This is a genomic window from Paenibacillus nuruki, from assembly GCF_001721045.1.
GTDB classification, from domain to species: domain Bacteria; phylum Bacillota; class Bacilli; order Paenibacillales; family Paenibacillaceae; genus Saccharibacillus; species Saccharibacillus nuruki.
On record NZ_MDER01000011.1, the window covers coordinates 1 to 654 of the forward strand.

The 654-nt window shown below is 45.7% G+C and carries 1 protein-coding gene; it reads right to left on the reverse strand.

Features of this window, described 5'->3' with window-relative positions:
* Positions 1–94: 94 nt before the first annotated feature.
* Complete coding sequence (locus PTI45_RS01175; protein ID WP_069325722.1) at positions 95–547, reverse strand: hydroxyethylthiazole kinase; 453 nt, start codon at positions 545–547, stop codon at positions 95–97.
* Positions 548–654: the final 107 nt, after the last annotated feature.

Consider the following 654-nt stretch of genomic DNA (forward strand, 5'->3'; position numbering starts at 1 on the left):
CGCTTATCTTGCCAAGCGCTAATCGTAAGATATTTTGTTACACAAAAATCACATTTTATTTAATTAGAAGATGTCGCGCTTATCTTGCCAAGCGCTAGACTTTTGCGATTTTTGAATGGGTGGATACGATATCGGGTGTGACTAGAGAGAGTTGATTGATAAATTCGATCTGAAAGCTACCTGTACCTTGTCCTGCGGTCTGTTGGTAAGCAATCTCTGCTGCGATGCCGTAAAACGCTAGTGCTTCAACTACAGCGTTTAAGCGTTCTTGTGACTCTATAGGATCAGCCACTGCGATAAATGCACCCACAACAGCACTGAGCAGACAACCTCCGCCTGTGACCCGTGTTAAGATGCTGTGACTATTTGCAATGGTATAGGTGGTATTGCCATCAGTGACCACATCTTTTTCGCCTGTGATCGCTACGATACATTTCAATTGGCGAGCCGCTTGTTTAGCAATCTCGACCATATTTCCTTCGCCTGCTCCTGCATCCACGCCTTTGATATGCCATTGTTCGCCGATGACATTAGCGACTTCAGCCACATTGCCACGTCACCAATCAATCTTGCCACTGTCTCTTATAAACAACTGACGCTGCCGACGAACTACCCTGTGGATCACTCTGATGTCGACGTCAGACACAGAACAAA